Origin of the sequence: Thalassospira sp. HJ, from assembly GCF_000948415.1 — a bacterium.
Taxonomy (GTDB): domain Bacteria; phylum Pseudomonadota; class Alphaproteobacteria; order Rhodospirillales; family Thalassospiraceae; genus Thalassospira.
The window spans coordinates 353182-378642 of record NZ_JYII01000006.1; the positions used below are offsets into that span (position 1 = coordinate 353182).

Here is a 25461-nt window from a genome sequence, read left to right on the forward strand (position 1 = left end):
GAAACTGTCAGGAGATGTCAGTCCCGTCCCGATTACGCCTTGTATACAGGCCCGCTTCAACGCCAGAATGCGGGCATTGAAGGAGGAGCTATCATGTCGAATACCGATCACTCGCGCTGCGGCTGGGCCCTGAGCCATGCCGACAAACCGTTTTATGTCGACTATCACGACAGCGAGTGGGGTGTTCCGGTGCATGATGACCGGCATTTCTTTGAAATGCTGATCCTTGAGGGTGCGCAGGCGGGGCTGAGTTGGCTGACCATTCTGGCCCGGCGGGATACCTATCGCGCGGCTTACGATAATTTCGATGTGAACAAGGTCGCGGCCTATGACGCGGCGAAGCAGGAAGCCCTTCTGGCTGATCCCGGGATTATTCGAAATAAATTAAAAGTCGCGGCGTCTATTCAAAATGCGCAAACATTCATAGCGATCCAAAAAGAGTTCGGAAGCTTCGATTCCTACATCTGGTCATTTGTAGGAGGAATGCCGGTAATCAATCACTGGAAAAGCATGTCCGACGTACCGGTCTCGACCGAACTGAGTGACAAGATTTCCAAGGATCTGAAAAAACGCGGCATGAAGTTTGTCGGCACCACGATCGTCTATTCCTTCCTTCAGGCCACTGGCATCGTTATGGACCACACCACCGACTGTTACCGCTACGAAGCGCTAAGCTGAGGTCGAACCGCGCAGCAACAGGCTGGTTTCAAGCGTGATGGTCTTGCCCGGTTCTTCTGACAGGGCCATTTCGGCCGCCAACCGCCCCTTTTCGACGGAATCCTGATGCATGGTGGTGAGTGGCGGGTCGGTGCGTTCGCCGGCTGGGATGCCATCAATGCCAATGATTTTGAGGTCACCCGGCACCTTGCGGCCGATGGCGCGTGCGGCGTCGATAGCGCCGATAGCGATCACATCCGACATGGCGAGAATGCCGTTGACGTCGGGATGGTCTGCAAGAAGCTCTGTCGTCATTTTGGCACTGTGATCGGACTGGTTGTCGCATTCGATATGGACAACATCACTTGCGGCTATCCCGGCGGCCTCAAGGGCAGCGTGATAACCGCCCAAACGTTCGCGCACCACCCGGTGGCTGGCAGCGCCCAGACGGTTGGGGCTCATCGGGCCGAAATGATCATGTTCGGTTGCCTGCAGCGACAGGATGGCGAATTTCGAAGCACCGCAATCGAGCAAATGCTGCGCGGCATTTTTGGCGGCTGAAAAGTCATCAAGCACCACCGTGCCTGCCGCCCCGGCAATGTCGGTATCGATGCTGATCAGCGGTTGATTGCGGCGCTGGATGGCTTTGATGATGTCGTTATTATCGGAATAGCAATGCACCAGAAACGCATCGACGGCGGCATTATTGACGGCCGTGATCGCCTGTTCGGGGTTTTCGGCCGAGATGATCATGACATTGACACCATGGCGCGCGCATTCGCGACCGATCCCGCGCAGCAATTCAATCGCCACCGGATCGCTAAAGGCATATTCAAGATTATCCGGGAAAACGACGCCGAGCGCCCCGGCCTTGCCTGTGCGCAGCATGCGCGCCATGACATGCGGGCCACGATAACCAAGTTCGCGCGCAGCTTCAAAGATACGTTCGCGCACTTCCGGGCGGACAAGATCAGGCTTGCCAAAGGCGTTGGAGGCCGTGCCCTGCGAAACCCCGGCCGCCTTGGCGACATCGAGAAGTTTTACGCGTTTTGCCATGCCTGCCTGATCCCCGAAACCGTCATTACCCGTTTGAATTGGCGACACTATAGCCAGAAGCAGGGCCCCACGACCAGAGATCAGTGACCAAAGTTTTCAACAGCCTCCTGAAAGTCCTAGCGGGACTCAGGCCGGGTATTGCGAAAGGTCAGGTTGATACGCGGGCCGACTTGCCGGGCGGTTTTGGGCAATTGATGGACCCAGCAATGCTGTGTCGCGCCCGACATGATCAGTGCCGAGTTATGGGGCAGATCGACGCTGATGCGATCGCCGGTTTTCTTGTGCCGCAAATGAAACCGGCGTTCCTGCCCGAAGGTCAGGCTGGCGATCACCGGGTTTTCTCCGAGAACTTCCTCGTCATCGGCATGCCATGACACACTGTCGCGCCCGTCACGATACTGGTTGAGCAAGACAGTATTAAACGCCGCACCGGCAAGGTCTTCAGCCAGTGTGCGCAAGGGCGCAACGATGCGGGGAAACGGGCTTGCCGGGTGATAGACGCCGCTATAGCGATAGGCGACTTCGCCATACCAGGCGGTCAGGCGCGGGACCGCGATTTCCTTGCCATGGATTTTGGCGGTTTCCTGTTGCCAGACGATGTTGCTTTGAAGCCGGGCAAAGGTCTTGTCGGCCTCATCATCAGCCATGATGTCACGCAGCAACAGCACTTCGCCATCAAAGGGCAAAAGGTTGCGTGGTGGTTCGTTGGCAAACAGATCGCCGGTCATAATTTTCCCCGGAATTCAGATTGCCAAAGACCTAGGATGTTCCTTGCTGAAACTCAAGCCACAGTTCGCTGATATATGCGTTTTTGCAACAGCTTCTAGCCGTTCACCAGCGTGACACCCGCCTCACTGGCATAGCGTTCGACGTCCTCGACACTGAGGCCCGCAGCGCTATAGAGATTGATGGTTTCAAGCTCGAGATCGGTTTCGGAATCGGCAAGAGATTGCAGCGAAGCGGTCAGGCTGCGCTGGGAATCAAGCACATCAAGGAAGTCCGACAGGCCCTGCACATAACGCACCCGCGACTGCTCAAACGCGTCACGGTGATATTGCACTGATGCGATCAGGGAATCACGTTGGGCCACCGCCCCGACATAGCCGTAAATCGCGCTTTCGACTTCCTCGATCGCGGTCAGAAGCGTCTGGCGATAGGTGAGGAAGGCTTGCTCTGCCTCTTCCTCGGCAACAGAGATATTCGCGCGGCGTTCCCCACCGTCATAAAGGGTGGCATCAATCAGCGCGCCTATGGCGGCCATGGCGGTGCGGACAATCGGACCAGTGCCATAACCGGTCACACCAAGGGCGAGTGAACCATCAAGCGACAGTTCCGGATAAAGCGTTGCAGTTTCCACCCCGATTTGCGAGGTCGCGGAAATCAGGGCCAGTTCGGCGGCGCGTACGTCCGGGCGACGGCGCAGCAAATCAGCCGGGATGCCAATTGGCGGGCTGCTTTGAAATTCCGGAAGGGGTGATGCATCCAGCAACAGCTCGCGATGGGTGCCCGGCTGTGCGCCAACCAGAATGGAGATCGCATTTATCGACCGATCAATGGTGGTTTGCAGGATCGGTACGGTGGCCTCAAGATCGGCGACCTCGGCCCGGGCGCGCGACAGATCCAGTTCGGAGCCAAGACCGGTCTGTAAGCGGACCTGCACGATGTTGCTGGTCTGGCGTTGCAGATCAAGTGAGTCCTGCAAAAGTGCCAGACGGCGCTGTGCACCGCGCAGTTCGATATAGTTTCCGATGATGTCGGCAATCATGGTGCGATAGACATCTTCGCGTAGATAGACCTGCTGCAGATAATCAGCCTCGGCGACTTCTTCCTCGCGGGTTTGCCCGCCCCAGATATCGGCGGTCCATGAGAAATCGATACCTGTGCCATAGCCCATATCAGTGACCTGATCACCGCTGGCGCGGCTTGATGTCGACCGGCTGGCAGAGCCATCAACCGATGCGCCAACCTGCGGCCCATTGGCCCCGGTAACGCCGCGCGCGGTTGCCGCAGCAGCGCGAATGCGACTGACCGCGATCTGAAGGTCGAGATTGTTTTCGACCCCTTCATTAATCAGACCATTTAAAACCGGATCGGTGGTGCTTTCCCACCAGCGGCCCTGTTCGGTCTGATTGGCAGCAATCACCGGGATTTCCGGGGTATAGGCCCCGACCAGATCAAAATTCGGTGCGGTGTAATCCGGCCCGACCGACTGGCATCCGGCCAGTGCGAGTAACAGGGCAAGTCCCGAAACAGCAGAAATGTGAGGATTATTCATATTATTTCGCACTTCCTTGAAGGCCGCCACTTCCGGGTTCATTCGTCACATGTGATGCCGCCTCGCCGTGATCGGGAATCGCTTCTGCGGCGCGCAACTGGCTTTGCAATTTCTTGCCGCCATCGGCACGGGCCGAAACCAGCGGGGCCAGCAACAGATAGAGCACCGGGGTCAGGAACAAGGTAAAGACCGTGGCAAAGCCAAGACCGCCAAACACGACCCAACCAATTGCTGCGCGGGCTTCGGCCCCGGCACCCGAACCAAGTACGAGCGGCAAGCCCCCCAGCACGGTCGAGATCATGGTCATCATGATCGGGCGCAGACGGACCATGGCGGCATCATGCACTGCTTCGCGGACCGACTTGCCGGCATCACGCAGCTGATCGGCGAATTCGACAACCAGAATACCGTTCTTGGCCATCAATCCGACCAACATCACCAACCCGATCTGGCTATAGATATTGATCGAGGTGCCACTAAGGGCCAGCGCATAGATGGCCGCGGCCAGACCGAACGGCACGGTCAGCACCACAACAAGGGCAGAGGTAAAGCTTTCGAACTGGGCGGCCAGAACCAGCAGCACGACAAGAACCGCAATCAGGAAGGTGATCTGCACATCATTGGCGGTTTCACCAAGGGCCGCCGCATTACCCAGGAACAGGATACCGACACCGGGTGGTAGCAACTGATCACCGACTGCGTTCACATCTTCGACCGCCTCGGCAAGGGTATAGCCCGGTGCGAGGTTGGCCGAGATGGTGACAGCGCGTTGCTGGCCTTCGCGTTCAAGTTCGGAGGCGACAGCTTCCTCGCTGAGCGTAATCACGGAAGACAGCGGCAAAACGCGACCATTGGTGCCGGTGACAAACAGGTTTTCAAGGTCTGACGGGTCATTGATGCTGCCGAGCGCACTGCGCAGTTTGATCGGCACGTTCTGGTCATCGACATTGATTTCGGTGACTTCATAGCCCTCGATCATCGCGCGCAGCGTGGTATCAAGTTCCTCGATCGGGATGCCGAGATCAAAGGCGCGCTTGCGGTCAATATTGACCAGAAGCTGTGGCTGGGTGGTCTGATAGGACACCCGAAGGCCGGTCAAACCGGGATAGTTTGCCTCGATCTCCTGCTGCATGGCGCGCGCGTTATCAGCAAGGGTGCGATAGCTCGTCCCGGTCAGGGCAAATTCAAGTCCCTCGCCGGTGCCACCGCGCAAGCCCAGACTGTTGGGCTGCCAGACATAGGCCTGTACACCCGGCAGCGCATTCAGATCGCCGCGAATTGAATCGGTAATTTCCTGTTGGGAGCGACTGCGTTCTTCCCATGGTTTGAGCGGTGCAATCACAAGCGCGCGGTTCGGATCCCACAGGCCGACAATTGTGTAGATGTTATAGGCATCGCCCGCCTCGACCACCGGACGCAGGATGTTTTCCACTGTCTCGACCTGGCGGTCCATATAATCAATGCCAACACCATCCGGCCCGCGCATGGAAACAAGAATACGCCCGCGATCTTCATCGGGCAGGAGTTCCTGCGTGACACTGGTATAGACGCCAAAGGCAAGGCCACCCGATACGATACAGATCATCACGGTGATGACCGGACTGCCAAGGGCAGCTTCGAGAATGCGGCGATAAATCCCGGCACAGAAGAAGCCGACACGTTCCAGCATATTGGGCGCATCATCGGTCTTGCCGTCATGCGGATCGATATGTTTAAGCCGCGATGCCAGCATCGGGCAAAGCGACAGCGCGACAAAGGACGACACCGCCACCGCAAAGGCCAGCACGAAACCGAATTCACGGAACAGGCGGCCCGCCGTGCTGGGCAGGAAGGAAATCGGCACGAACACCGAAATCAGCGTCAGCGTGGTCGCGATCACCGCAAAGAACACCTGACGGGTTCCAAGAACCGCCGCGGCCATGGAGCCAAGCCCCTGATGGCGGCGGCGCTGAATGTTTTCCAGAACGACAATCGCGTCATCAACAATCATGCCCGTCGCCAGAACAAGTGCCAGAAGGGTCAGGATGTTGATCGAAAAGCCCATCGCCCAGATGGCGGCCACCGTACCGATCAGGGCAATCGGAATGGTGATGGTCGGGATCAGCGTCGCGGTAAAGGAGCGAAGGAACAGGTAAAGCACCCCGATCACAATGACCACGGCAAGGCCGAGGCTATAGATCACTTCCCACAGCGCGCCTTCGATAAAGACCGCATCATCGGAGTTCACGAAGACATCAAGATCGTCATATTGCGCGTTCAATCGTTCAACAACGTCGCGCACACCGGTCGAAATGGCGATGGTATTTGATTGTGCCTGACGAGTAATCGAAAGCCCGATCACCGTGCGGCCATTCAGGCGCACATAGGAAGACGCATCATCCGGCCCGTAATAGATATCGGCGACATCGCCCAGAAGAACGCTGTCACGCACCAGCATCTGATTAAGCTTGTCGACTTCCCAGACCGACGCATCAGCACGGACAAAAAGCTTCTGATCGGAGGATTCAAAACTGCCGGCCGGAATATCGAATTGGGCGGTACGCAGCAGATCGGCCACATCCTGAACCGAAAGACCGTAACTTGCCATGCGCAGCGGATCGACGCGCACATGCAAAACGCGTTCGCGATCCCCGTTGACGGTGACTTCGGCCACACCGGGCACGGACAACAAGGCCGGGCTGATCTGGTCTTCGACGATATTGGCGAGTTCTTCCTCGGTCAGGCGATTGCTGACGACGGCAATGCGCATGATCGCACTGGCATCGGCATCGGCCTTGACCACCTGCACGTTCTCAACCCCGTCGGGCAGACTGCGATCAGCACGGCTGATGGCTTCGCGGATGTCGCTTGCGGCGTCGTTGATTTCAACATCGGGATAGAATTCGATGCGGATGCGGGCATTGGCCTCTTCGCTTTGCGAGCTGATTTCCTTGATGCCGCTCACACGTGATGCCGCGCTTTCGATGATGCCTGTGACTTCGGCATCAACGGTTTCGGGCGATGCCCCGTCATAGTCGGCCGTCACCGTAATCGTCGGGCGATCAACGTTGGGCAGTTCGCGAATTTCCACACCCAGCATGGCGGCGAGACCTGCCAGAATGATCAGCATGGAAACCACACTGATCAGAACAGGGCGGCGGATACTGAGCGATGCAAGGTCGTTGTGATCGTGATTGTCGGTTCCCGTCGTCATGATCAGGACCCCTCGCCCGCACCTTCGCGGGTGGCAACGCCACCGCCGTCGGACTGAACATTGTCCCCACGGATCGAGGCCGAAACGGTTCGGCCCGGACGCAGGCGCAAGACGCCCTCAACCACGACCAGGTCGCCTTCGAAGATACCGCCATCCAACAGAATACGGCCATTGGTACGCTTTACGACACGGACCGGCACACGCGAGACCTTGTTTTCATCATCGATGCGCCAGACATAGGTGCCTTCGTCGCCCCAAAGGACGGAGATTTCGGCAACGGCGGGATATTGTTTGCCTTCGATATCGACATAAACCGCAAAGGACATGCCCGCGAGCAGGCGGCTATTGGGGTTGGGCACACGCGCACGCACGGCAAAGGTGCGGCTTTCGGGATCGATGCGGCTGCCAATGGATTCAACCACGCCGGTAAAGACTTCACCCGGAAGGCTCCAGGTTTCAACGCGCACCGACTGACCGGGGCGGACATTGTCAAACCGGGTTTCGGCGACTTCGAAATCGACCAGAATGCTCTCGATGTTATCAAGGGTGACAATGACCGTGGCGCTATCGACACGGTCGCCCGCCTCGACCTGCGGGATGCCAACAATGCCATCGAACGGGGCCAGGATGGTGCGATCAGCCAGATTGACCTCGGCCTGATCAAGGGCAATGCGGGCCTCGGCCAAAGTTGTGCGCGCGCTATCAACTTCGCTTTCGGCAACAGCGCCCAGCGGGCGGGCCTTTTCATAGCGGGCAAGAAGCTGTTCGGCATCGCGGGCCTGAACGGCAGCAAGGTCACGGGCAAGCCGTTCACGTTCGGCATTCAGGATGACAAGAACCTGACCTTTGGTCACCTTGTCACCGGCACGAACCAGCACATCGTCGACCTCACCCGACACCGCAGGATAGATCGAAACACCAAGGGCGGATTTGCCCGTCCCGACGGCCTCGACGACGGTTTTCTCATCCATCAGGCTGGCATATTCGGCAATGACCGGAAGACTGCGTTCGCCACCGCCACGCTGTGCCGTGCTTGCGGGTTGCGCATCGGGCGCGATCAGCGCCGTGATGTCGTCTTTGGCAAAGAAATAGGCAGAGGCCGCAACTGCAATCAGTGCAACACCTGCGATCACAAGCGTGGATTTACGCGCCATCACATTGAACTTCCAAGTCGGGCTGACCAAAAAACCTTAATAACCCTGTTCCCGCCCCGGGAAAGTGTCGGTATTTCAATTCTATACCCCCGATGGGGCTTTATGCTTTTTCTGAAATCCCGTTGCCCGAAACGATATTGCAACCGGCCGGTAAGAACCACACAAAAAGTGTATCAGAAACGTCGCAATTTGTATCTTAACAGCCGATAAAACCAGTGTTTTGACCCGAACAATTAGGCCAAATACAATAGACCTGCACACCCGATATACGGTGTGCAGGCCCGGATTGTTCAACTTTTACTGTCGGGATCACAAGATCGCGTAAGCAAGCGGAGATCAGGCGGCACCGCGCCTTTGAGATTGAGGGAAGGCGACCAGATTGTCCTGATGCCAGATATCGGACGCATCGGTTTCATCATCGGCATCATCAGTGCCTTCATCACCAGCAGCAGAGGCCACCGCGCGATCAAGGGACGCTGTGAGCTCGGTCACATTGCGGTCGACTTCATCGGCGCGCCGGTTCAGATCAAGGCTGAGCTTGCGGGTGACTTCGATATCTTCGGACACTGCACCGATGGCTGTTGCAACATTGCGCACCGCATCGCCAGCAAGGGAAATGGCGCCTGTGATTTCCTCGGTCTCGCGGCGTTGATGTTCTACGTCGCCTGCGACCTCGTCGGAAATTGACATCATGGACCGAACTGTGACCCCGACATCCTCCATCGAGGCGACACAACGATCGGTGACCGCCCCCATGGCGTTGACATGTTCGGTGATCTGTTCGGTCGCGCGTTCGGTTTGGCTGGCGAGGTTTTTGACCTCTGCCGCGACGACGGCAAAGCCCTTGCCGGCATCGCCCGCACGGGCGGCCTCAATCGTGGCATTGAGGGCGAGCATATTGGTCTGCCCGGCAATGCCGCGGATCAGATCGACAATCTGTTCGATGCTGGTGGCGACTTCGCGCAGATCATCAACTGCACGCGCCGATTCCTCGGTCGAGCCGACGGCGTTCTGGGCGATTTCGCGTTGATGTTCGACGCGGTTGGCGATCGACACAATCGCTTCGCGCAGACGGTTGGCGGCATCGCCGATGGCGTTGGAATGTGACTGGCTATCATGGGCGGCACTGGTTGCGGTTTCGGTCTGCACCGTGACGCGTTCGGCAGCAGCCGCGACCTCGGTCACGGCTTCGCGCATGCGGGTCACCTGATGATTGACCGATTTGACAAGGCCGGTGGTCTCGCCCTCAATCGTTTCGGCCATGGCACCGAGTGATGCGCGGCGTTTTTCCTCTTCGATACGCTGAAGCGTGATGCGTTCTTCAGCCATTTTTTCGATCTTGAGCGCATTTTCACGGAAGATCGCCACCGTCCGTGACATAGCACCGAATTCATCACGGCGCTTGATATCGGCAAGCGTAATCTCGGTGTCGTTTTCGCTGAGCCGCGTCATATCGCCATTAACACGACGCAGCGGACGCAGGATGCTCATGGCAATGCCAAGGGCGAGTGCAACGGCAATCAGAACCCCGATGGCCGCAACCACGATATTGGTCAGTGCGGAGTTTTCCGACTGGCTGTGGGCGGCATCAACAAGGGCCGTCTGATTGGCCATGGCCTCAGACCGGATATTCTGGGCGATGGTCTGAACTTCGCGGACGGCGGATTTGAAGTCATCCATCGATTGACGGAAGCCTGCGATGGAGGCTTCGAGCTGGTTCGCGCCCTGCTTCAGCAGGTCATTGTCGCGAACGGCGTAGGAAAACAGCTTCTTCTCGTTGCGCGTCAGGCCATCAAACGCGGATTTGATTTCTTCCTGCAGATCGGTCAGGGCGGATGTCTGGGTACGTGCTGCTTCAAGGGATTCGGCTGTGCGCAGGATCGGGAATTGCAGCGAATTGACGATGGCGGCCAGATTGGCAGCCCCCAGTTTATCGGCAAATTTTTCGGCAATGGCGGGATCGCGCTTGGCGATGAAATCTTCAAGACTTGCTGCCGATTTGCCGAGCTGATTGGCACCAAGCAACATGGTTTCGGACGCGGCAGACAGGTTTTCTGCGCGCAGCACCAGTGGTTCGAGCGTTGCGATGTAATCGGCACTGAGACTTTCGAGTGCATCAGCGCGGTCAAGATCACCATTGGTGCGAAGCTCGAACACAAGGGTCGCGCCACTAAGTTCTGCCGCTTCACGCATGGTGGTGATGCCTTCGCGATCAAGCGGATCAACGGTCTGGGCAAACAAAAGAACCTGGTTGGATAAACGTTCCAGTTTCAGCGCATAGTCATTGGCAAGCCCGACCATGCCGGTACTTTTGGCAATGCGGTCCGCATGGGCGCCAAAGCCCAGCAGATAGGTCGATGACAGGGCCGACAGGCCGACCAGCAAAACCACCAGCACGAAGAAGCCGGCAAAGATGCGGGATCCGATGCGAATTCGGTCAAGAAACATGGAATATCCAAACAGCGAAATTTACGTTTGGCGTGATCCATACATGCGCGATGGGCCCGGAATTGTAACAGTTGGATGAAATCCGCATTCATCCATCAAACCGGGTGCGGGGCCGACATTTATCCAGCTCAAAACAACATTACGACTGACCTAAAATGTTCAAATGAACACATCCCTATACAATTGGACGAGGGTCATTATCCGTTTCGGAATGCGTCAAAATGGCGATTTTTCAGGAAACCCCGTGCGACTCGGTCCCTTGCCGCTACGTCGGCGGCGGCTGTGCGGATATTCTGGAATGATGCCAATTAAAATGTCGCCATGACAATATTGTACAAGCTGGCATGCCCCAGCGCGGTTATAATGACCCGATGAACAATGCTGCGCGACAAAACTCGGCCGCCCAGCGTCGCCAGACCTCATCCCGACCGGCGACCCGGCGCCCCCGCGAGATTGCCCGACATTGGCGGGCAGCCGAGGGCATCGATATGTTCGAAGCTGATTACAAGAATTTCTCCTTCCCCAAGCACAGCCACGACTATTACGCCTTTGGCACGATCCTTAATGGGGCAGAGCGGTTCATGACGCGCGGGACAAATTATGTCGCCGCACGCGGGCAGCTTTTGATGATGAACCCGATGCAGGTCCATGACGGCGGCCCGGCATCCGATGATGGCTATCAGTACCAGATCATGTTCATCGACCCGAAAGTGTTTGGCGATCTGGTGGGTGAGATTTCCCCCAAAAGCAATGGCCTGCCGTTTTTTGGCAATTGCGTGGTGAGCGACCCGGAATTGCATTTGCAGCTGCAAGGGCTGCATCGCCTGTTCCGGCCAGGCGCGGAGGATGAAGCAACCCGTCTCGAACGTGACAGCCAGCTTCTTTATAGTGCCGCACGGTTTTCGCTGCGTCATGCTGATGCCCCACCCTATCTTTATCAGCCGGGGTCCGAGGACAAGCGGGTTCAGGCCGTGATTGATTATATGGCGGCCCACCTTGATGCGAACATATCGCTTGATGATCTGGCGGCCATCACCGGGCTCAGCCGGTTTCATTTGCTGCGCGTATTTCGGGCCGCAACCGGACTGCCGCCGCATACCTATTTCAATCATATGCGACTGAGGCGGGCCAAACGGTTGCTGTTTGATGGATCGAGCATTGCGGATGCGGCGGCTGCGACCGGCTTTGCCGATCAAAGTCATTTGAACCGGCATTTCAAAACCATGTGGGGTGTCAGCCCCGGCGCGTTTATCGCAAGCCTTGATTATTAGGCCAAGCGCCTGCCCATGACGACGACGCGCGCACGGGCAGGCAATTTTATTCTGGCTTAAGCTTCGCCGTTACGGCGTTTCATCGCATCAACCACCAGACACAGTTCTTCGAACAGAACCTGTGCCGCGATATGGGCGGTGTTGGTGGTAGCATCATATTGCGGGGCGACTTCGACAACATCCGCCCCGACAAAATCCAGTCCCTTAAGCCCGCGCAAAATTGCCAATGCCTCGCGCGAGGTCAGGCCACCGACTTCCGGCGTGCCGGTGCCCGGTGCGAAGGACGGATCCAGGCAATCAACATCAAAGGACAGATAAACCGGGCCATCGCCAACCACTTCACGGGCCTTGGCGATCACGGCATCAATGCCCATTTTCGGCACTTCTTCGGCATGGATCACCGTCATGCCGCTGTCATAGGAAAACTCCCAGACATATTCCGACGCGCCACGAATGCCGATCTGGATGGTGCGTTCGGGATCAAGCACGCCATCCATCACCGCCTCGCGGAACGGGCCGCCATGATGGAAGCGTGATCCGTCATATTCGCCGCAGGTATCGCAATGGGCATCAAGATGGATCATGCCGACCGGGCGATCCTTGCCGACGGCCTTCTGGATCGAATAGCTGATCGAATGATCGCCACCCACGGCAATCGGGATGACGCCAGCACCGACAATCTTTTTGAAATAGGCTTCGATATCCTCGTGGCAGCTTTCCAGTGAATAGCGGCTGCGAAACGGTACATCGCCGATATCGGCAATGCGCGCCATGGCACCGGGCACCATGCGAAGGACATGTTCATACGGGCCGATGCGTTCGATATTGCGCACCGCGCGCGGACCAAGACGGGCACCCGCACGGTTACTCACACCGAGATCCATCGGAACCCCGACAAGCGCGATATCAAGACTTTCGAAATTCTCGCTCTCGGCGTCTGCAGCGAACGGCGCATCAAGGAAGGTCGGCACGCCGGCAAACGGCCATTTGCGCCCGCCACTTTCGGTAAATTGCGAGGCCGCGACTTCGCGGAAATGCGGGTCAAACATGTCCCCGCCTTTGGCGTTACCGTATTTTTCGCGCAGTTTGGCGAGCTTGTCGTTTGTGAACATGGGACCTCCTGAAACATTTGGCCAATCGGGACGGGTGGCCAAACTCATATGATGCGCCGATCAGATCAAATTGCGTTGATTGGAAAAATCACGTATTTCTGAACTTTACTTTGGATATTCTCAAAGTAATGAGTTCTGACACAGGAACCCCGCCCGATGTTTACGGAACAGGCCGATCTGAAGCTTTTGCGCATATTCCTGACCATCGTTGAGGCCGGGGGTTTTGCCGCGGCGCAAAGTGATCTCAATCTGTCACTTTCAACAATTTCAAGCTATGTCACCGCCCTTGAGACGCGGCTTGGCTTCACGCTGTGCAAGCGTGGCCGGGGCGGGTTTGCCCTGACACGCGAAGGCCAGGTGGTGTTTGAAGAAGCCCACCGGCTTTTCAAATCGGTCGCGCAATATGAAACCAAGATGCGGGCCCTTCGTGACAAGCTAAGCGGCACGCTGACCATTGGCCTGACCGATAACACCATCACCGATCCCGGTGCCCGCCGGATCGAGAAAACCATCGCGCGGTTTATGGAACGGGCGCCAGATGTGACGCTGAATGTCGTGACCCATCCGCCCAATGATCTGCTGCGCGAGGTGGTGACGGATAATATCCAGATCGGGATTTGCAGCTTTCCGAAGACTGTTTTGGGCCTGCGCTACATCCCGCTTTATGACGAGGTTCACCGGTTTTATTGCGGATCGGATCACCCGCTTTTCCCGCTGGCCGATGCGGAAATCGATATTGATGAAATCCGGCGTTATCGCCTGATCGGGCGCAAATCCTGGCTCGGTCGGGACTTGAAGGAATTCGCCATTTCGAGGCCACATGCCACCGTGTCGGACATGGAGGCCGAGGCACGCCTGATCTTGTCGGGTGCTTTTTTGGGCTATCTGCCAGAACATTATGCCAAGCAGTTTATCGAGGCCGGGCGGATGCGCATGATCCTGCCCGAACGGCTGAAGGTGAATGTCACCTTTCAGGCCAGCCTTGATGACAGCAAGCAACCCGATCCGATCACCAAGATGTTCCTTGATATGCTGATCGCCGATTTCGCAGATGCGGCTTCCTGACGGACATGTGAAAAAGCGGCAATAGCAATATCGTCCAATACCGACTATCTGATATCGGCAATGATGGCGCCTGAAATAATGGCTCCTCGCCCACCAGCGATAAAAAAGGAAGTGCCGGTCGCCCCCAAAGAACCGGCACACAAGATTGAATAGGAAACGTCGGACATGTCACGCCCCGGACAGACCGAGAATCAGACCGAACACGCGCCCGAGAAGTCACCGCAGACCGGGCACTTTGACGCAGACACCATTCGGCGCGGCGCGATTGCCTGCCTGCCGCTTTTGCCCAGCACCATCATCTTTGGTGCGGTGCTTGGTGTGCTGTCTGCACAGCGTGGATTGTCGCTTAGCGAACTTTTATTCATGAGCCTCGCCGTCTTTGCCGGATCAGCCCAGTTTGTGTCGGTCGATCTGTGGCGCGAAACCATTCCCAGTGCGACAATCATCATCGCAACTGCTGTGATCAATATGCGCTATGTCCTGATCGGCGCGTCGCTGCGCCCGGTGTTTCGCGGCCGCCCGCTTTGGGTCAAGGTCAGCGGCATGCATATGGTCGCCGATGAAAACTGGGCGGTAACCATGACGCAAAAGGATCTTGCCAATCCGGGCTTCCTGCTGGGCGGCGGGATATTCCTGGGTGTTGTCTGGGCAACCGGCAACACCGTGGGGTACTTGCTGGGCGGCGGCATTCCCGACCCGGAAGTCTATGCGCTTGATTTCGCGTTTACGGCTGTATTCGCCGCACTCACCATTGGTATGTGGAAAGGTCGCGTTGACCTTTTGCCATGGATTGCGGCAGCGACTGGTTCGATCATCGGGCATTTCGTCTTGCCGGGAACCTGGTCCATTCTGGCCGGTGCGGGTGCCGGGGTGCTTGTGGCTGCCCTCACATGGCGCGAAGACATGGATGATGACAGCCTTGAGGCCGAATGCGCCGTTGAAGGACGGGAGGCTTACGGCGCACCGGAAGGCATTACCGATGCCACACCCGTCACGGAGACCGGAAAATGACCCAGTTCCCCGATCTGACAAGCTTCAGCCTTGAGGCCGTTTTAACCATCCTTGGCATGGCAGCGGTGACCTATGGCATGCGCCTTGGTGGTCTTTTGATGGCAGATCGCTTGCCGCAACATGGCCGTTGGGCCCATGTTCTGGAACGCCTGCCCGGTGCGGTTCTGATTTCCGTCTGGGTGCCAAGTGCGCTTTCGGCGGGTGCGATCGGCATTGCCGGGGCGGCGGCCACCGTGATTACCATGGCGGTTGCCCGCAACCTGTTTGCCGCGATGGCGGTCGGTATGGTTCTGGTCGGTGTTGGTCGATATTTCATCGGCAACTAATCATCCACCGAAGAACACAAAGAAAAAGCCGCCCTCATCAAAGGGCGGCTTTTTACATTTAATGGCAGGCGATGATTACGCCGCAATCAGGTTCTGTTCGCGGGTGGATTCGAACTTGAGGTTCGGCCAATCGTTTTGCGTGGTTTCGAGATGCCAGGCATTTCGCGCGATGAAGACCAGCGTTTCGTCATGATCTTCAAACAGAGCGGACTGGTTGGTATCGCGGAATTTCTTGATTTCCGCCGGATCACCAACCACCCAGCGCGCGGCATAGGCCGGGGTCTGTTCGAAATGCACCTTGATGCCGTATTCGGCCGAGATGCGTTCTTTCAAAACCTCGAACTGCAGCTGCCCGACCACGCCGACAATCCAGTCAGCACCCATCATCGGTTTGAAGACCTGTGATGCGCCTTCTTCGGCGAGCTGTTCAAGTGCGCGCTGAAGGTGCTTGCCCTTGAGCGGATCATCCAGACGGACTTTCTGCAGCAATTCCGGAGCAAAGGCCGGCACACCCCGGAAGCGAAGGTCTTCGCCCTCGGTCAGGGTATCACCGATACGCAAGGTCCCGTGGTTCGGAATGCCGATGATATCGCCCGGCCAGGCTTCTTCGGCAATGTCACGTTCATTGGCAAAGAACAGCATCGGGTTATGCACCGCCATCAGTTTGCCGGCACGAACGTGCTTGAGCTTCATGCCACGTTTGAAGTGGCCAGAGCACAGACGAATAAACGCAATGCGGTCACGGTGGTTCGGGTCAATGTTGGCCTGCACCTTGAAGACAAAGCCCGCCACCTTTGGCTCAACGGCCTCGACCAGACGCGTTGCCGCTTCCTGCGGGCGCGGGGTCGGTGCGATTTCGCCAATGCCGCGCAGCAATTCACGCACGCCAAAGTTATTGACAGCCGAGCCAAAGAAGACCGGGGTCAGATGCCCTTCGCGATAGCTTTGCAGATCAAATGGCGGGCACATTTCGCGCACCATTTCGACTTCTTCGCGCAGCTTTTCGAGAAGATAATCCGGGATCAGTTCATCAAGCTTCGGATCATCAAGACCCTTGATCGGAATGGCTTCCTTGACGACGTTGCCGCCTTTTTCCATGAACAGAAGCTGATCATTGACCAGATCGTAACAGCCATGGAAATCACGGCCCGAGCCGATCGGCCAGGTTACCGGCGAGACATCAAGGGCAAGATCCTGTTCGATCTGATCAATCAGTTCGAACGAATCACGGGCTTCGCGGTCAAGCTTGTTGACGAAGGTCGTGATCGGCACGTCACGCAGACGGCAGACCTCAAACAGCTTGCGCGTCTGGGCCTCGATGCCCTTCGCACCGTCAATCACCATGACGGCGGAATCAACTGCGGTCAGCACGCGATAGGTATCTTCGGAAAAGTCTTCGTGGCCCGGCGTATCAAGCAGGTTGAAGATGTTCTTTTCAAACTCGAAGGTCATCACAGCCGAGGATACGGAAATACCGCGGTCCTGTTCGATCTTCATAAAGTCCGAACGGGCACCCTTCTGTTCCTTTTTCGCCTTCACCGCACCGGCCATCTGAATGGCACCCCCGAACAGCAGCAGCTTTTCGGTCAGGGTCGTTTTACCCGCATCCGGGTGGGCAATGATGGCAAAGGTACGACGACGCGATACCTGCTGGTCAATCATCGACATGGTTATCAACTTTAATCCGATATGAATTTCTTGGCGCGCAATGTAGCGATTTTTAACGGTATTGCCACCGTGAAATCATCATATCGGACATGAAGCGGACGGTTTAACGCAGCCAAAACTGCGAAATGACGCCGATTGCAAACGAACCGACCAGCGCATAGACCAGATAAAGCGCAAAGACCGGCTTTTTGACCAACGCAAAGACAGCGATGGCGGCCGGGATAGATGAAACACCACCGGCCACCAGAAATGCCATTGCCGCCCCCGACTGCATGCCCTGGGCAATCAGGCCTTCCATGATCGGAAGGGCGGCATAGCCGTTCAAATAGGCCGGCACCCCGACAACGGTGGCAATCGCGATCGGTGCCAACCCGTCCCCACCGAGCAATCCACTGACACTTTCGGCCGGAACATAGGCAACCATGATGCTTTCAAGCAGGAAGGCGAAAGCAAGCCATTTGCCGAGAAAGATCATGTTCGAGATAGCCGAGATACGGAACTTTTTGATCCGTTCATCATCCTGCCAGAACTTCCAGAAGACGGCCTTGTGCGAGCGGACCTTCGCACCACCGCATCCGCCATTACCAACGCCGTCGCGCAGCGGATCGGAAAGAAATCCCTGCGCCCCCAGCCACATGGTGACAAAGCCGCCCATCAAACCAAGCGCAATGGCGGAAATCATTTTGATTACGGCAAAATCAGTCCCAAGCGTCCCCATGGTCAGAACAAACATCGCCGGATCAATCACGGGGCTTGCGAGCCAGAACGCCATGACCGGGGCCAGCGGAACCCCCATGGCCAAAAGGGCTGCAATCAACGGGATCACCCCGCAGGAGCAAAAGGGCGACAGCGCACCAAAGGCGGCAGCAGTAAAGACCATGCGCACAGGCCGCCCGGCAAAAGCACGTGAAATCAGGTTATCGGCGCCGGTTGCCGTGGCATAGGCGGCAATCCCGATGGAAAGGACAAGGAACGGTGCGGTTTCGGCAAAGGAATGGGCCGTGAACAGCACACTTGGCACAAATTGCGGCGCATCGAAGATAAAGATCGCGGCAAGGATGATGCAGGCAGCCAGCAAAACCCGATCAATCTGTCGTGCAGATGACCCGAAGCGGCGCAATTGAACTGTCAGGGCACTCATATCCATATCCCTAGAAAATTAGTTTCTTTAGCTCAAAAAAAGAGGCCCGACCTAGCAGGCCCTTTCTTCTTCACCGGCAATCTCAAGATCAATCCCGCTGCAGCATTCATCGGTGATGAAGCCGACAAGATCTCGCATCACATCAAAATCCGCCCGATTGCGGGTTTCACGGCCCAGCTTTTCCTGTTTGACCAGACCGGCCTGAACCAGATTCCCCAGATGATGGGAAAGGGTCGAAGCCGGAAGGCCAAGCAGTCGACCGATATCGCCAATGTTAAGGCCATCGTCGCCTGCCTTGACCAGCAGGCGATAAATTTTCAAACGGGCTTCGTGACCCAGGGCGGCAAAGGCCGGTGCGATGTTTTTTTCACTCATTCCGCAATTATAACTATATTACTAGTTATTTAAATGTATTTTTTTTCGACACCATTAACACATTGATATTAATTGTCTTTTGACGTTTTAGGCAACAATTGAACCGACTGAAATACAAATGTCACTTGTCAAAAAGTCAATATGTCGATATTTCCCGACATATGGAAACAAAACACGCAATCAGCGCCCTTGGCGCCCTGGCACAGGAACACAGACTGGCGGCTTTCCGGTTGCTGGTCCGGGCGGGGAATGATGGCATTGCCGCGGGCGAACTGGCCCGGCAGCTGTCGATCCCGCACAACACCATGTCATCGCACCTGACCACCCTTAGTCAGGCCGGACTGATCACCAACACACGCGAAGGCCGGTCGATCATTTACCGGATTGTCCCCGACGCGATGCGCGATCTTCTGGGGTTCCTTGCCGATGACTGCTGCCATGGCCGCCCGGAACTTTGCGGAATTGTTCGGCCATCAAATGACGGCTGCTGTTAGTTCACAACGCCTTTTGCAGAGGATAATTCGCCATGTCTGGTGGTACCTACAACGTGCTTTTCCTGTGCCGCGCCAATTCGGCAAGAAGCATCATGGCCGAAGCCATCTTGAAAAAAGAAGGCCATGATCATTTCTTTGGCTATAGTGCTGGCTCACACCCGCGCGGTGAAATACATCCGTACGCTCGCGAACTTCTGGAAAGCCTGGGTCATGATATGGCGAAGTTTTCCTCCAAAGACATGGAAACCTATGCGGGTCAGGATGAAATCAAATTTGATTTCGTCTTTACGGTTTGTGACGCCACGGCAAATGAAGACTGCCCAATTTTTCCCGGCTCGCCAATGACCGCCCATTGGGGTGTGCCCGATCCAGCAGGGGCCGAAGGCAGCGAAGCAGAAAAACGCCTGGCATTTGCTGAAACCTATCGCATGTTGCGCAACCGGATTTCGATCTTCACCAGCCTCCCGTTCAAGTCTCTCGACCGGCTGTCTCTTCAAAATGAACTCGACAAGATCGGGAAAATCTCGAGCAGCGAGGAAGCATGAGCGACACCAATAGTGAATCAGCCCCAATGAACTTGTTCGAACGTTTTCTGACCATCTGGGTCGCTGCCAGCATTGTGGTCGGCATTGTGCTTGGTGAATTGTTCCCCGACCTGTTTCAGGCGATTGGCAATCTGACCGCCTATGAGATCAATCTGCCGGTCACGGTTCTGATCTGGCTGATGATTGTGCCGATGTTGATGAAGGTCGATTTTGGCGCGCTTCATGAAGTCGGTCGTCAATGGCGCGGGATTGGGGTGACGCTTGGCATTAACTGGCTGATCAAGCCTTTCACCATGGCTGCCCTTGGCTGGCTGTTTATCGGTTTTCTGTTCCGCCCGCTCCTGCCCGAGGCACAGATTGAAAGCTATATCGCCGGTCTGATCCTTTTGGGCGCGGCACCCTGCACAGCGATGGTGTTTGTCTGGTCACACCTGACTAGGGGGGATGCGAACTTTACGCTGACCCAGGTCGCACTTAATGACACGATCATGATCTTTGCCTTTGCGCCGATTGTCGCCCTGTTGCTGGGCATTTCGGCGATCACCATTCCGTGGGAAACCCTGACCATTTCGGTGGTGGCCTTTATCGTCATTCCGGTGATTGCGGGTCAGATCATCCGAAGCCGCCTGATGAAAGGCGGGGATGCGGCATTCAATGATTTTGATGCCAAGCTCAAACCCGTTTCGATGATTGCGTTGCTCAGCACGCTGGTGTTGCTGTTTGCCTTTCAGGGGCAACAGATCATTGCCCAGCCGATGATCATTGCCCTTCTGGCCGTGCCGATCATTTTGCAAACCTATTTCATTGCCGCCATTGCCTATGTCGCCAACAAGGTGCTCGGCGTGGAGCATAAAATCGCCGCACCGTCGTCGATGATCGGGGCTTCGAACTTCTTTGAACTGGCCGTGGCAACCGCCATCGGGCTGTTCGGGTTTTCGTCGGGTGCGGCCCTTGCCACCGTGGTCGGTGTGCTGGTTGAAGTACCGGTGATGCTGTCGCTTGTCGCCATCGCCAATCGCACCCGTGGCTGGTTTCCCAATTCAAACGTTGCATCGTAACGGAGTCCTCAGATGAGCCGTAAAATTCGCGTTGGCATCAATGGTTTTGGCCGCATGGGGCGTCTGGTTCTGCGCGCCGGTTGGGGGCACCCGAACCTTGAATTTGTCCATATCAACGAAATCAAGGGCGGGGCTGTTACCGCAGCCCACTTGCTTGAATTTGATTCGGTCCATGGACGTTGGAGCAATCATGTAGCCTGCATTGATGATCATGTTGTGATCGATCAAACCCACAAGATCAGCTTTAGCGAGAATGCCTCGCCCGGTGAAACCGACTGGGTTGGCATGGGATGCGACATCGTTCTGGAATGCACCGGCAAGTTCAAAACACCCGAGACATTGCAGCCCTATTTCGATCTGGGGGTTCAAAAGGTCATCGTCGCCGCCCCGGTCAAGGAAGGGGCGCTTAATATTGTCTATGGCGTGAATGATGATCTTTATGACCCGGCCCAGCATCACCTTTTGACCGCGGCGAGTTGCACGACCAACTGTCTCGCCCCGGTGGTCAAGGTTATGCATGAGAAACTGGGTATCGTGCATGGATCGATTACGACCATTCATGATGTCACCAACACCCAGACGATTGTCGATCTGCCGCACAAGGATTTGCGCCGAGCGCGGTCGTGCCTGCAGTCGCTGATCCCGACAAGCACCGGATCGGCGACCGCGATCACGATGATTTACCCGGAACTCAAGGGCAAGCTGAACGGTATTGCCGTGCGTGTGCCGTTGCTCAATGCGTCGCTGACCGATTGCGTGTTTGAAGTTGCCGAGGATACCGACGCCGAGACCGTCAATCGCCTGATGCGCGAGGCGTCGGAAACTTATCTTTCGGGCATTCTTGGCTATGAAGACCGCCCGCTGGTCAGTGCCGATTACCTGAATGACAGCCGGTCTTCGATCATTGATGCCGGATCGACCATGGTGATCGACAAGCGACAGGTCAAAATTCTGGCCTGGTATGACAATGAGTGGGGATATGTCTGCCGGATGGCGGATCTGACCGTCAAAGTCGCGCAACATCTTTTGGGGAACTGACCAAGATGTCGGCCGCAATCCGCAACTATGCGCTGGTCACCGGGGCCTATTGGGGCTTTACGCTGACCGATGGGGCGCTGCGTATGCTGGTGCTGTTGCACTTTCATGCGCTGGGCTACTCGGCGTTTGAGATCGCCCTTCTGTTCATCCTGTATGAAGTGGCCGGGATCGTCACCAATCTGGTTGGCGGCTGGCTGGCACAGGCGCGTGGATTGCGCTTTACCCTGTTTGCCGGACTGGCATTGCAAATCGCATCCTTGACGGCGCTTTCATTGACCAATCCCGATTGGTTGCCCGCCATTTCGGTCGCCTATGTCATGGGGCTTCAGGCGGCATCAGGTGTGGCCAAGGACCTGACCAAGATGTCGAGCAAATCGGCGATCAAGGTTCTGGTGCCGGCCAATGCCGAAGGGGCGCTTTTCCGTTGGGTTGCGCTTCTGACCGGATCGAAGAACGCGCTTAAAGGTGTCGGCTTTTTCATGGGCGGGGCGCTGCTTTCATGGCTTGGCTTTTCAGGCGCGTTGCTTGCGATGGCGGCGGGACTGGCACTGACACTCATTGCCGTTGCCATATCGCTCGGCTCGGCGATGACGGGTCCGGCCAGTGCGATGAAGCCGAAATTTCGCGATGTGTTTTCGCGCGATCGCAAGATCAATGTGCTGGCCGCCGCCCGGCTGTTTTTGTTTGGATCGCGCGATATCTGGTTTGTCGTCGGCTTGCCGGTATTTCTGGCCTCTGAGCTTGGCTGGAGCCATATCGAGGTCGGCAGCTACATGGCGCTTTGGGTGATCGGCTATGGCTTTATTCAGGCCATCGCACCCAAGATGTTGCGGGCAAAAACCCGCGAGCCGGATGGCAGAACGGCGCAAATCTGGATCGCGGCCCTGATTGCAGTATCCGCCCTGATTGCCGCAGCCATCACGCGTGATATCGCGCCTGAACTTGCGGTTTTGGGTGGGTTGCTGGTGTTCGGGGTTATTTTTGCCATCAATTCATCGCTGCATTCGTACCTTATCCTTGCCTATGCCGAGGGCGACAAGGTCGCGATGAATGTCGGGTTTTATTATATGTCCAATGCCATCGGGCGTTTGAGCGGTACGGTGCTTTCTGGGGTTGCCTATCTTTATGGTGGGCTGGTTGGGTGCCTCGTGACATCGATTGCGTTTTTGACGCTCGCCTGGGTGATAAGTGCCGCCCTTCCGTCGCGATCAGATGTGTCAACGCAGGGTTGACCTGAAAAACTTCCTTCGCAGATGCGGGATAAACATCTGAAAAGACTCACAATCCTGTTTCATGAAAATTTAATCGCGCAAAAACCCGTGACAAGACACTGCATATAGGGGTACGATTCCAATCAACGGTCAATAACTGGACCGCAGGAGGGGTTCCCGAGTGCCGCGAAAAAGCGTCTTAAAACGAGAATTTTCGCCCCCCGGATCGCACATGCAACATGTTGTGACCGGCGGAAACTCCTACCGCCACTTCCATCGCAAGATGAAAATTGAATGCGCGCCTTTCCATGACGGAATGGCGCGTTTTGCTTTTTTGGCAACTTTGTTGAGGTGATCGTCATGGGTAAGCGCGCAGCACGTCGTCGTAACCGTCCGCAACAGTCTAATACCAATGTTCATGAGCTGTTTGATGAAAACAATGCCGACTGGCATCCGCTTGGCGAACCAGAACAGAAAGGACAACGCGATCAAAGCTACCGCCGCAACATCCGCCCGAAAAGCGAGAACCAGGCAGCCCTGATGGATGCCATCGATAATTTCAATCTGGTCATGGCCCTTGGCCCGGCCGGCACCGGCAAGACCTATATCGCGGTATCAAAAGCTGTCGAGGCACTTGATAACGGCGATATCGCCCGCATCGTTCTGGCCCGCCCGGCCGTCGAAGCCGGGGAGAATATCGGCTTCCTGCCCGGTGACGTGGAGGCCAAAATGGCCCCGTATCTTCGCCCGCTTTATGATGCGCTTAATGATCGTCTGGGGGCCAAGCGCCTTAAGACTTATATTTCCGACGGGACGATCGAGATCGCGCCGATCGGCTATATGCGTGGCCGGACACTCAACAACGCCTTTGTCGTGATTGATGAGGCCCAGAACTGCACCTATGGGCAGCTCAAGATGCTGGTCACCCGCCTTGGCTGGAATTCGACCATGATCCTGACCGGCGACCCGGACCAGACCGACCTTCTGCCGGAAATGTCCGGTCTTTCGGAAATGTCCGAACGGCTTGAAAATGTCGAGGATGTCGCCTGCGTCCAGCTGCGTGACAAGGACATCGTCCGTCATCCGCTGGTCGCAAGCATGCTGACCGTTCTTTAAGGTCCGACACAGCAAACTGCAAAACACTGCAAACAATAAAGGCGGGCCCGAAAGGGTCCGCCATTTTTTGTCGGTATCATCCGAAGATGGATAAGGCTTAGCGGCCCATGGCGGCAACTTCACCACCCGCGTTATTGACCGGAATGTCGTGCTGCCCGGCGCGTTTGGCGCGGCCGGTGTGCCAGAATTCGGGATCTTCGGTATAGCCGCTGAATTCATCAAGATGGATGTCTTCAGGCGGTTCGGGATGAATGGTGATATCAAGATCGGGATATTCTGCGCGGATGCTGTCCATCACCATGTGGCAAATGGTGTGCGATTCGCGCATCAACATGCCGCCATCCATGATCAGCTCGATCTCGGCAAAGCGATGCACACCCGATGAGCGGGTCCGCAGACGGTGGATGCCGATGACATCGGGGTTTTTCATGGTCAGTTCGATGATGCGCTGGCTATCAGATTCGGGAAGTTCCGCATCCATCAGAACGCCAACCGAAGACCGCCCGACCTTGACTGCGGAATACAGCAGGAAGGCCGCAACCAGACCACCGATCACCGGATCAACCCAGGCAAGCCCCGACATGCCGCCAAACAGTGCGACCATGACGGCCAGATTGGACAGGATATCGCTGCTGTAATGCATCGAATCGGCTTCAACCGCCGCTGACCCCGATATCCGCACAGCCTTGCGTTGGAGGAGCACCAGACCGATCGTCATCACAAGCGAAATGCCCATGATCCATAGGCCTTCGACGGCATAAGAGATCATCTTGGGTTCATTCAGGCGCGATGCGGCCTCGGCCAGTACCAGAACAGCCGCGCCGATCATGAAGGCCGACTGAAACAGACCGGCAAGCGGCTCTGCCTTGCCATGGCCAAAGCGATGATCGGAATCCGCTGGACGCCAGGCAGAGCGCACAGCCATGAAGTTGATCACAGATGTGCCAACATCAAGCATGCTATCAATCATCGAAGACAGGAGGCTAACGGAATCGGTCATGAACCAGCCGAACGCCTTGATCAGAATCAGTGTCGCAGCAATGACAATGGAGGCCGTCGTTGCACGACGCGCCCACATCTCTTTCTGTGCTATGTCAATGACGGGACATTGACTCATGCTTTGTTGACCTCTGGCCTGTCAATACGCTGGCTGACCACCGTTTTATAGCCTGTTTGCGTACAATATGTAATGTCTATTGCCATATTTTCGCCCGTCCTAGGGCAGCAAATAGCGCATATTTGATATT

The 25461-nt window shown here is 56.4% G+C and carries 22 protein-coding genes; 11 read left to right on the top strand and 11 right to left on the bottom strand.

Annotated elements, in window-relative coordinates; translation table 11 throughout:
- Positions 1-93: 93 nt before the first annotated feature.
- Positions 94-678 (top strand): DNA-3-methyladenine glycosylase I, encoded by a 585-nt coding sequence (locus UF64_RS03585; RefSeq protein WP_044827222.1) that lies wholly within the window; start codon positions 94-96, stop codon positions 676-678.
- Here UF64_RS03585 and UF64_RS03590 read toward each other — a convergent pair.
- From UF64_RS03590 to UF64_RS03615, 6 genes are all read right to left on the bottom strand, one after another.
- Positions 670-1713 carry a LacI family DNA-binding transcriptional regulator gene (locus tag UF64_RS03590; RefSeq protein ID WP_044827223.1) on the bottom strand — a complete coding sequence of 348 codons (1044 nt, stop codon included), beginning with the start codon at positions 1711-1713 and terminating at the stop codon, positions 670-672. The two genes, UF64_RS03585 and UF64_RS03590, sit on opposite strands and share 9 nt — an antisense overlap.
- Before the next feature lie 116 nt (positions 1714-1829).
- The gene (locus tag UF64_RS03595) at positions 1830-2441 is read right to left on the bottom strand and encodes an alpha-ketoglutarate-dependent dioxygenase AlkB (protein WP_044827224.1); all 612 of its coding nucleotides are present in this window, start codon (positions 2439-2441) and stop codon (positions 1830-1832) included.
- A gap of 95 nt (positions 2442-2536) precedes the next feature.
- Positions 2537-3988, bottom strand: coding sequence for an efflux transporter outer membrane subunit (locus tag UF64_RS03600; RefSeq protein ID WP_044827332.1), 1452 nt, complete (start codon positions 3986-3988; stop codon positions 2537-2539).
- Between the two features lies 1 nt (position 3989).
- Complete coding sequence (locus UF64_RS03605; RefSeq protein WP_044827225.1) at positions 3990-7181, bottom strand: efflux RND transporter permease subunit; 3192 nt, start codon at positions 7179-7181, stop codon at positions 3990-3992.
- Between the two features lie 2 nt (positions 7182-7183).
- Positions 7184-8335, bottom strand: coding sequence for an efflux RND transporter periplasmic adaptor subunit (locus tag UF64_RS03610; protein ID WP_044827226.1), 1152 nt, complete (start codon positions 8333-8335; stop codon positions 7184-7186).
- Between the two features lie 336 nt (positions 8336-8671).
- Positions 8672-10783, bottom strand: coding sequence for a methyl-accepting chemotaxis protein (locus UF64_RS03615; RefSeq protein ID WP_044827227.1), 2112 nt, complete (start codon positions 10781-10783; stop codon positions 8672-8674).
- A 371-nt stretch (positions 10784-11154) separates the two neighbouring features.
- Here UF64_RS03615 and UF64_RS03620 point away from each other — a divergent pair, with 371 nt between their 5' ends.
- Positions 11155-12054 carry an AraC family transcriptional regulator gene (locus tag UF64_RS03620; RefSeq protein WP_044827333.1) on the top strand — a complete coding sequence of 300 codons (900 nt, stop codon included), beginning with the start codon at positions 11155-11157 and terminating at the stop codon, positions 12052-12054.
- Positions 12055-12110: 56 nt separating this feature from the next.
- Here UF64_RS03620 and speB read toward each other — a convergent pair whose 3' ends face one another.
- Positions 12111-13166, bottom strand: a complete 1056-nt coding sequence (gene speB, locus UF64_RS03625; protein ID WP_044827228.1) for an agmatinase — start codon at positions 13164-13166, stop codon at positions 12111-12113.
- Positions 13167-13322: 156 nt separating this feature from the next.
- Here speB and UF64_RS03630 point away from each other — a divergent pair, with 156 nt between their 5' ends.
- The 3 genes from UF64_RS03630 (at position 13323) to UF64_RS03640 (ending at position 15568) form a co-directional block, all read left to right on the top strand.
- A complete protein-coding gene (locus UF64_RS03630; RefSeq protein WP_044827229.1) occupies positions 13323-14231 on the top strand; it encodes a LysR family transcriptional regulator in 909 nt (302 codons plus the stop codon).
- Between the two features lie 165 nt (positions 14232-14396).
- Positions 14397-15242 carry an AzlC family ABC transporter permease gene (locus UF64_RS03635; RefSeq protein ID WP_044827230.1) on the top strand — a complete coding sequence of 282 codons (846 nt, stop codon included), beginning with the start codon at positions 14397-14399 and terminating at the stop codon, positions 15240-15242.
- On the top strand, positions 15239-15568 hold the full coding sequence (locus UF64_RS03640) for an AzlD family protein (protein WP_044827231.1): 330 nt from the start codon (positions 15239-15241) through the stop codon (positions 15566-15568). Before UF64_RS03635 ends, UF64_RS03640 begins: the two co-directional genes overlap by 4 nt.
- A gap of 75 nt (positions 15569-15643) precedes the next feature.
- On the opposite strand, the gene UF64_RS03645 is transcribed toward UF64_RS03640, so the two are convergent.
- The 3 genes from UF64_RS03645 to UF64_RS03655 form a co-directional block, all read right to left on the bottom strand.
- Positions 15644-17236, bottom strand: coding sequence for a peptide chain release factor 3 (locus UF64_RS03645; protein WP_044827232.1), 1593 nt, complete (start codon positions 17234-17236; stop codon positions 15644-15646).
- Positions 17237-17339: 103 nt separating this feature from the next.
- Positions 17340-18377 (bottom strand): permease, encoded by a 1038-nt coding sequence (locus UF64_RS03650; RefSeq protein ID WP_200892629.1) that lies wholly within the window; start codon positions 18375-18377, stop codon positions 17340-17342.
- 51 nt (positions 18378-18428) lie between these two features.
- Complete coding sequence (locus UF64_RS03655; protein ID WP_044827234.1) at positions 18429-18752, bottom strand: helix-turn-helix transcriptional regulator; 324 nt, start codon at positions 18750-18752, stop codon at positions 18429-18431.
- A gap of 161 nt (positions 18753-18913) precedes the next feature.
- Here UF64_RS03655 and UF64_RS03660 point away from each other — a divergent pair, with 161 nt between their 5' ends.
- The 6 genes from UF64_RS03660 (at position 18914) to UF64_RS03685 (ending at position 24214) form a co-directional block, all read left to right on the top strand.
- On the top strand, positions 18914-19246 hold the full coding sequence (locus tag UF64_RS03660) for a helix-turn-helix transcriptional regulator (protein WP_044827235.1): 333 nt from the start codon (positions 18914-18916) through the stop codon (positions 19244-19246).
- A 32-nt stretch (positions 19247-19278) separates the two neighbouring features.
- Positions 19279-19791, top strand: coding sequence for an arsenate reductase ArsC (locus tag UF64_RS03665; RefSeq protein WP_044827236.1), 513 nt, complete (start codon positions 19279-19281; stop codon positions 19789-19791).
- A 26-nt stretch (positions 19792-19817) separates the two neighbouring features.
- Positions 19818-20849: an ACR3 family arsenite efflux transporter gene (gene arsB, locus UF64_RS03670; protein ID WP_044827334.1), complete on the top strand. Its 1032-nt coding sequence runs from the start codon at positions 19818-19820 to the stop codon at positions 20847-20849.
- A 12-nt stretch (positions 20850-20861) separates the two neighbouring features.
- Entirely contained in the window at positions 20862-21887 is a 1026-nt protein-coding gene (locus UF64_RS03675) for an ArsJ-associated glyceraldehyde-3-phosphate dehydrogenase (RefSeq protein ID WP_044827237.1), read from the top strand.
- 5 nt (positions 21888-21892) lie between these two features.
- Entirely contained in the window at positions 21893-23119 is a 1227-nt protein-coding gene (gene arsJ / locus UF64_RS03680) for an organoarsenical effux MFS transporter ArsJ (protein ID WP_044827238.1), read from the top strand.
- Positions 23120-23458: 339 nt separating this feature from the next.
- A complete protein-coding gene (locus UF64_RS03685) occupies positions 23459-24214 on the top strand; it encodes a PhoH family protein (protein WP_044827239.1) in 756 nt (251 codons plus the stop codon).
- Positions 24215-24311: 97 nt separating this feature from the next.
- Here UF64_RS03685 and UF64_RS03690 read toward each other — a convergent pair whose 3' ends face one another.
- The gene (locus tag UF64_RS03690; protein ID WP_044827240.1) at positions 24312-25331 is read right to left on the bottom strand and encodes a cation diffusion facilitator family transporter; all 1020 of its coding nucleotides are present in this window, start codon (positions 25329-25331) and stop codon (positions 24312-24314) included.
- Positions 25332-25461 lie beyond the last annotated feature (130 nt).

What these genes read in the sequence shown, in the direction of transcription:
- UF64_RS03590 (WP_044827223.1), bottom strand. Translation starts at nt 1,713, where the DNA reads ATGGCAAAACGCGTAAAACTTCTCGATGTCGCCAAGGCGGCCGGGGTT.
- UF64_RS03605 (WP_044827225.1), bottom strand. Translation starts at nt 7,181, where the DNA reads ATGACGACGGGAACCGACAATCACGATCACAACGACCTTGCATCGCTC.
- UF64_RS03610 (WP_044827226.1), bottom strand. Translation starts at nt 8,335, where the DNA reads ATGGCGCGTAAATCCACGCTTGTGATCGCAGGTGTTGCACTGATTGCA.
- arsJ (WP_044827238.1), top strand. Translation starts at nt 21,893, where the DNA reads ATGTCGGCCGCAATCCGCAACTATGCGCTGGTCACCGGGGCCTATTGG.
- UF64_RS03600 (WP_044827332.1), bottom strand. Translation starts at nt 3,988, where the DNA reads ATGAATAATCCTCACATTTCTGCTGTTTCGGGACTTGCCCTGTTACTC.
- UF64_RS03650 (WP_200892629.1), bottom strand. Translation starts at nt 18,377, where the DNA reads ATGAGTGCCCTGACAGTTCAATTGCGCCGCTTCGGGTCATCTGCACGA.
- UF64_RS03640 (WP_044827231.1), top strand. Translation starts at nt 15,239, where the DNA reads ATGACCCAGTTCCCCGATCTGACAAGCTTCAGCCTTGAGGCCGTTTTA.
- UF64_RS03630 (WP_044827229.1), top strand. Translation starts at nt 13,323, where the DNA reads ATGTTTACGGAACAGGCCGATCTGAAGCTTTTGCGCATATTCCTGACC.
- UF64_RS03690 (WP_044827240.1), bottom strand. Translation starts at nt 25,331, where the DNA reads ATGAGTCAATGTCCCGTCATTGACATAGCACAGAAAGAGATGTGGGCG.
- arsB (WP_044827334.1), top strand. Translation starts at nt 19,818, where the DNA reads ATGAACTTGTTCGAACGTTTTCTGACCATCTGGGTCGCTGCCAGCATT.
- UF64_RS03585 (WP_044827222.1), top strand. Translation starts at nt 94, where the DNA reads ATGTCGAATACCGATCACTCGCGCTGCGGCTGGGCCCTGAGCCATGCC.
- UF64_RS03635 (WP_044827230.1), top strand. Translation starts at nt 14,397, where the DNA reads ATGTCACGCCCCGGACAGACCGAGAATCAGACCGAACACGCGCCCGAG.
- UF64_RS03685 (WP_044827239.1), top strand. Translation starts at nt 23,459, where the DNA reads ATGGGTAAGCGCGCAGCACGTCGTCGTAACCGTCCGCAACAGTCTAAT.
- UF64_RS03595 (WP_044827224.1), bottom strand. Translation starts at nt 2,441, where the DNA reads ATGACCGGCGATCTGTTTGCCAACGAACCACCACGCAACCTTTTGCCC.
- UF64_RS03660 (WP_044827235.1), top strand. Translation starts at nt 18,914, where the DNA reads ATGGAAACAAAACACGCAATCAGCGCCCTTGGCGCCCTGGCACAGGAA.
- UF64_RS03655 (WP_044827234.1), bottom strand. Translation starts at nt 18,752, where the DNA reads ATGAGTGAAAAAAACATCGCACCGGCCTTTGCCGCCCTGGGTCACGAA.
- UF64_RS03645 (WP_044827232.1), bottom strand. Translation starts at nt 17,236, where the DNA reads ATGTCGATGATTGACCAGCAGGTATCGCGTCGTCGTACCTTTGCCATC.
- UF64_RS03620 (WP_044827333.1), top strand. Translation starts at nt 11,155, where the DNA reads ATGAACAATGCTGCGCGACAAAACTCGGCCGCCCAGCGTCGCCAGACC.
- speB (WP_044827228.1), bottom strand. Translation starts at nt 13,166, where the DNA reads ATGTTCACAAACGACAAGCTCGCCAAACTGCGCGAAAAATACGGTAAC.
- UF64_RS03675 (WP_044827237.1), top strand. Translation starts at nt 20,862, where the DNA reads ATGAGCCGTAAAATTCGCGTTGGCATCAATGGTTTTGGCCGCATGGGG.
- UF64_RS03665 (WP_044827236.1), top strand. Translation starts at nt 19,279, where the DNA reads ATGTCTGGTGGTACCTACAACGTGCTTTTCCTGTGCCGCGCCAATTCG.
- UF64_RS03615 (WP_044827227.1), bottom strand. Translation starts at nt 10,783, where the DNA reads ATGTTTCTTGACCGAATTCGCATCGGATCCCGCATCTTTGCCGGCTTC.